This window comes from Candidatus Zixiibacteriota bacterium (assembly GCA_035380245.1).
Taxonomy (GTDB): Bacteria; Zixibacteria; MSB-5A5; order GN15; family FEB-12; genus DAOSXA01.
Genome location: DAOSXA010000019.1, coordinates 1 through 6,194, shown reverse-complemented (window position 1 = coordinate 6,194; position 6,194 = coordinate 1). Strand labels below are relative to the sequence as shown.

The window sequence follows — 6,194 nt, the reverse complement described above, 5'->3', positions numbered from 1 at the left end:
GTTAGCTGTTCCCAACGCCTTATCCGATCGGAAGGGTGACGTTCAAGGCCTGCCGGGATGGGACGATCCAGTCACGTCCATTCTGTGCCGCCCCGCCCGGCAGGTACCCACCGCCCGTCGGTTTGGGCCGGGAGACGAGAGTTGAGTCGGCGGAAACGAGTAACAGGAGGGAAGATTTGGAAGAAACGAAGAAATTCAAAGCCTCGCGGTACAACCATTTCGTACCCGCAGAAAACGGCAAGCGACTGGCGTTCAACGCCCTATCGTGCGGTCTGGCCGAGATGGACGACGAAAGTTATGAGGTTTACGAGGCGCTCGCGGGCGGCGATGGCGATCAAATCGACCGCGAAAAGAACGCCGACCTGATCGAAAACCTCAAGAAGGGGGGATTCCTGATCGATCCGGAGTTGGACGAACTGGCCGCGATCAGGGCCGCGCATTACCGCTCTCGCTTCGGCAACCGCGGTTTCGGTCTGACCCTGATTCCTACCCTGCAGTGCAACTTTGCCTGCGATTATTGCTATGAGGACTCGAAGATCCGTTCCACACCCGCCGATCGCGGCGGCGTCATGTCCGACGAGGTTTGCGACAACGTCGTCAGGCTCTGCGAGCAACGAGTTGAGCCCAAGGGCTCTTTCGGCGTGACCTGGTACGGAGGTGAGCCGCTTCTCGCTCCCCACATTATAGAGACGCTTTCTGAGGAGTTCATCCGCATCTGCAACGAAAAGGAGGCGGACTTTCACGCTGGGATTATCACCAACGGCTATTTGCTCAATCAGAAGAACCTTGAGCTGTTGCGGCGCTGCCGGGTGAGCTTCGCGCAGGTTACTATCGACGGCCCCCGTGAAATCCACGATCAACGACGATGCCTGAAGGGTGGCGGCGGAACGTTCGATCGGATCATGGATAACCTCGCAAGTTTGCCCGAGGATTCCGGGATACGGATCGCCATCCGAATCAACGTCGACAAGAGGAACGAGAACAGGATCCCCGACCTGCTCGCGGATTTCAAGCGGCGTGGGTTCCACAAACGAAAAGACATTTCGCTGAGCTTCGGGCAGGTCTTCCAGGCAGGTGGCTCTTGTCCGGACATATCCACGAGTTGCTTGGCTACGTCAGAGTTCTCGGCCTTTCTGGCCGACGCATATGCAACAGCAATAGACATGGGTTTTCGTCATGCCAGCTATCCGGCTAGGCAGTTTGGATGCGGCGCAGTAGGTACCTCATCGGCCGTTATTGAACCGACCGGAACTGTACAGAACTGCTGGGAGACAGTTGGGCACGATGAGAAACGAACGGGAATACTCCGCCCCGAAGGAATAGCCTACGAGAACAACTACACCAAATGGTTGGGTTGGACGCCATTCAATGGCGAGTGTCTGACGTGTGGACTGCTACCGCTCTGTACGGGTGGGTGCCCTCATCGATCGCTCTATCTGACGGATATTGACAACTGTGTATCCTGGAAATACAACCTATCGCTCGTTCTACCACTGGTGAGATTGGCCCGAGAACGCCACCTGCTAGCCGCACAACTTGACTCACGTGTGGCCAGTGACCGGGCGTCCACGGTGGATCATCAATAACGCGTTAAAGGAACGCATCCAATAGAGAGGAATCGCATGAATTGGCTAATTCAGCCTGGAGAAGACGGACTTAGTTCACTATGCGGGGGCTTCTGCCTTATCGGCACATGTTGCAATGAAACGTGCTATTGCGCGAAGTGCATCAGCTACTGTCCCAAGGATGGCCAATGCTGGCTGTTCTGTGCCACGAGAGGTCCTTACGATCCGCAGCTATGATCATCAAGCCGAGCTATACGGCGCCGATTACGGTGTGAGGTAGAACCCGAGCACGGGAGGCAGCATAATCCGCGGATCACGAGGAGGTGATATTTATGACATAGAGGGCGGGACCGGTAGGCGATATCCTTGCATCTCTTTGCTGCATGTTCAACATTAACGGGACAAATCGGGCCGACATTTGCTGCCCGTAGTCCGATAGACGTGACGGTGGTACCGGTTTCGTTTGGTGTAAACAGTGGATTAGGCAGAGGGTCGAGCGATCTGACCCCGAATATCGCATTTTGTGCAATAATCTAATGGAGGGCGAAGTATTATGGATTGGATTGTAACCCCAAGACCTGCGACTGAATCGCCAGACGAGTCAGACCAGCCGCAATTATGTGCCGGTATTCTGGTGGCTGTCATCGGAATAGTCATAGGGTGCTGGGGAGCGGGATTCCTATGCGAGCACTTAGTGATCTACGATTGTGACTAGAACGATGTTGGGCGTTCTCTCTGGCGCTGTTCCAAGTGAGTGCCCCGTGCAGCGAGCCTTTTGATGTGTTAATACCTCATAACCTCAGACTGGAGAGTGTGAATATGAACTGGCTGGTGTACCCAATGACTGAGACCGATGGACTGAGCGACACCAGCGATTGTCCTCCGAGATGTTTCCTGGACATTTGCGACCCGATCTTCTGTTTCATTTACTGCTCTGGCAGGTGTGACCCCGACCATCAGTGTGACTGATGGCCTCGGCACCTCGACAACGTGTGTGTGACTCTGATAGGCAGGCCTGACTTGCACCGCATGGGCTGTCGAGGGACAAAGCCCCACGGCAGCCCATGGCTCTTTGAACTTGACTCGGCGTTGGCCGCAGATGCAGATTGAGACACATTGAACCACCCAGCAGGAGAGGATTCATTATGACTACGGACTGTGGAGATGCGATGAAGCGCCGTGCAGCTCTAGTTGGAGTTACGATGGTGGTCGTCTATGCTCTCGCGAGGCTGATTTCGGGCAGTCATTGGGGTTTGCAGGATGATATCGTCGCAGGCGAGGCGAGTGCGAAACTGCATCTCGGTGTCGAAGCCCTGGTCATGACAGCAATTGCCGTGGTGATGGCCTTCGGCGTCCGGCAAGGACAATGGACGGCGCGCGACTGGGGACTCCGGTTGAACAGGGCCGTCTGGATAACCGGGCTGGTACTATTATTGCTGCTCGTGCTTGACCACTTCTTCGGTCAACCGGGCCCCGGTAAGCAGTACCTTCTGACGTCACTAGCAAATACCTTCCGGCTGATGTCCGACGAGCTCCTCATGCGAGTGATGCTGACAAGCTGCCTCGTCGTGTGGCTCGGGAGCAGCCAGAAGGGGCTGATTGCCGCCGTCTTGATCAGTGCGGCTGTCATCACCGTTTTGCGGTGGCCTCAGGGCGCACCGATATCGAGCCGGCTCGCCGGATGGTTGCTCTGGCAGGCAACGCTGACCTACGCTTTCTATGAAATGCGTTCCATATTGCTGGTGCTGGTTGTGCCGCTCTTTCCGGCAGCGATTCTCAACTCTTTCACATTCAATCCGTTTCTCAGCCTGGCCATCTATTTCGCCCTGGCCCTGTTGGCGAAGTATGCAGGCGCGGCCTCAAGCACGAGCAAGACGGGGACTACGGTAAGTGATACACCTTAACGACATTCATTATCGTTATCCCAAGCGAGAGGATTGTGCGCTGGAAGCGGTCTCGTTTGAGGTGCGGCCGGGAGAGATCTTCTGCCTGCTCGGGCCGAACGGCGCCGGAAAAACCACGCTGATTCGAGTTCTATCGGGGCTGATCCTGCCCCGGCAGGGCGACGTTGCCGTCTGCGGCTTCGACCTGCGCCGGGCCGAGTCGAAGGCGCGCCGGTCGCTGGGGCTCGTCCTCGGCGATGAGCGGACCTTCTATTTCCGCCTCTCAGGGGCACAGAATCTCGAGTTTTTCGGAGGACTCTATGGCCTCGGCCGAGCGCGACTGAAGCATCGCGTTGCCGAGGTGCTTGATCTTGTCGGTCTAACCGGGGACTCCGATCTGCAGTTCATGCGCTTCAGCTCCGGCATGCGCAAACGGCTCAATCTTGCTCGCGCCCTGCTGCACGACCCGCCGGTGCTGCTCCTCGACGAGCCGACCAGCAGCGTTGATCCGGAGTCGGCCGGAAGCATCCGTCGGATTGTCGGCGATTTGAAGGAGAGGGGCCGCACAATCCTGCTCACCACCCACGATCTCGCCGAGGCGGAACGTCTGTCCGATCGGGTTGGCTTTTTGAAAAGGGGGCGACTCACGCGGGTGGGGACGGTGGCGGAGTATAAGGCGCTGATCAGGAAAAAACGATTGACGATCCGTTTCGACTCATCGGCGAAGATCACCGACTTGCAGCGGCGTTGCCTAACGGGAGATATACGACGAGCGACCGAAATCGACGGTCTCTCCTTCGTCGATCACGAGCTCGAAATCAACTACAACGGCAAGTTCAACGTGAACGCCGCTCTATATGCGGTTTCACGGACGGGACTGCCGATTGCCTCGACCCGGACCGAAGAGGCCTCGCTGGAAGATGTATTTCTCGCCCTGGCTCGGGAGGATTGACCGTGTACAAGATCTTTCTGTTCCTCAAGCGTATGATCGTTACCATGTTCAGCTACAAGACCGCCCTTGCCCTCGGCGTCGTGGGCGGTTTTGTCGGTTTGTTGCAGTTCTCGTTCATGGGTCAGTTCCTCGAGGACGGCAACACCTTTCCGGCGTTGCAGCAGTACGGCGGCAATCTGCTCGCCTATCTGATCATCGGCAGCGCCTTCACCTCGTTCGTGGGGGTGTCGCTCAACTCGTTCCAAGGGACGATTCGATCCGAACAGCAGATGGGAACTCTCGAATATCTGCTGCTCTCCAACACGCGCCTGGAGTTGGTTCTGATCTACGCCGGTCTGGTAAGCTTCCTGCAGGCCGTCGTCAACGTAACGCTGCTGCTCCTGATCGTGATCTTCGTATTCGGCATCCCGATGGACGTTAACCTTGCGGCGGCCGCGCTGGTCATTGTCTTGACGATAACCTCGCTTTCCGGGATAGGCCTCATGAGCGCCGGAGTAATCATCGTTACCAAGGTCGGCGACCCGATCACCTGGGCCTTTACGACTCTGACCGGACTCTTGAGCGGCGTGTTGTTTCCGGTCGAATACCTGCCGCCCTGGCTGCAAACGGTATCGTGGATGCTGCCGACCACCCATGCCCTGCACGCCCTGAGACTGACGCTAATACAGAGCGCCTCCACGGCCGAGATCTCCCAACAGCTGGGTTTGCTTCTGATCATGTCGTTGGTAACACTTCCGGCCGGCTTCCTGGCCGTTCGCCTTGGATTCGACCGCGCCCGAAAGGCGGGAACCCTAGCACATTACTGATTCAATCTGCAAGGGAAGAAATATGAACGAAATTACCGTTCCGCAGCCCGCGAACGCGGATACTGTACAGGAGACGACGAAACCACTCTCGAAGCTCCGGATCATGGCGGGGATCTATCACGAGCCGGGCAGGTCGTTCCGCGCCGTTGCAACGAAACCGTGCTGGATCTTGCCCTTGCTGCTCGTCATCGTCACGGCCTTCACACAGCTCCTGGTCACCAACGACGTCCGCCTGGACGATGCCGAGCGGAGGATTCGGAGCGATGCGTCGCTGTCGCCTCAGGAGGTCCAGGCCTATCAAGATAACATCGACGCGCAGCGAGTTCCCGGCTGGGAATGGTCCGGAATAGCCTACGGTCTGGGTTTTGTTGCTCTGGCCAAAATTATGCAAATAGTCCCGGCGGCGTTCTTCATCTGGCTCGGTCTGCTGTTCGGAGTCGATCGCTCGCGGTTCACGGCCGTGCTGTCGGTCGTGGCTCTGGCGTTTCTCGTCCAGATTCCCGAAGCGCTTGTCGTCAGCGGGCTCACCTTTGCGAAGGGGACCTGTCTTATCACTCTCGGGCCGGCGGTGGTTCTTCCGCCGGAATGGAAGGACTCTCCTCTTTACAACCTGCTTTTCCAACTGGATCTGGGGAATGTCTGGATCGTAAGTCTCTTGATCATCGGTCTGCCGCGAGCCGGCGGAGCAAGCAAGCGGCTTGCGGCCGTTACCGTAAGTTATTTGTGGGCCATCTGGCTCTTGATCAACATGTTTGTCGGACGATTGATACAGATATCGTAGTTGTTGGTCGAGATTGCTTCGTCGCCTTGCTCCTCGCAAAGACAGCAGGATCGCAGGTTCCAAGGAACCTGCGCTGCTATGACCCCGTTTGTTGTCGAAACCTCGCTTCGCGATCCGCCTTCGGCGGACAGGGGATTTCGACTTACAGCTAATTGTAGGGCACGTCTCTCCGAGACGTGTCAATAAGCAACGCGCACATATTCCCGT

Annotated in this window: 5 protein-coding genes; all 5 read left to right on the top strand. The window is 57.0% G+C overall.

Annotated features, from left to right (window positions below):
- Positions 1-176 precede the first annotated feature (176 nt).
- Positions 177-1,586 carry a radical SAM protein gene (locus PLF13_14905; GenBank protein ID HOP08559.1) on the top strand — a complete coding sequence of 470 codons (1,410 nt, stop codon included), beginning with the start codon at positions 177-179 and terminating at the stop codon, positions 1,584-1,586.
- Positions 1,587-2,734: 1,148 nt separating this feature from the next.
- Positions 2,735-3,469 (top strand): hypothetical protein, encoded by a 735-nt coding sequence (locus tag PLF13_14900; GenBank protein HOP08558.1) that lies wholly within the window; start codon positions 2,735-2,737, stop codon positions 3,467-3,469.
- Positions 3,456-4,400: an ABC transporter ATP-binding protein gene (locus PLF13_14895; protein ID HOP08557.1), complete on the top strand. Its 945-nt coding sequence runs from the start codon at positions 3,456-3,458 to the stop codon at positions 4,398-4,400. Before PLF13_14900 ends, PLF13_14895 begins: the two co-directional genes overlap by 14 nt.
- Before the next feature lie 2 nt (positions 4,401-4,402).
- Positions 4,403-5,206 (top strand): ABC transporter permease, encoded by an 804-nt coding sequence (locus PLF13_14890; protein HOP08556.1) that lies wholly within the window; start codon positions 4,403-4,405, stop codon positions 5,204-5,206.
- Positions 5,207-5,228: 22 nt separating this feature from the next.
- Positions 5,229-5,987: a hypothetical protein gene (locus PLF13_14885; GenBank protein HOP08555.1), complete on the top strand. Its 759-nt coding sequence runs from the start codon at positions 5,229-5,231 to the stop codon at positions 5,985-5,987.
- The last annotated feature ends 207 nt before the right edge of the window (positions 5,988-6,194 follow it).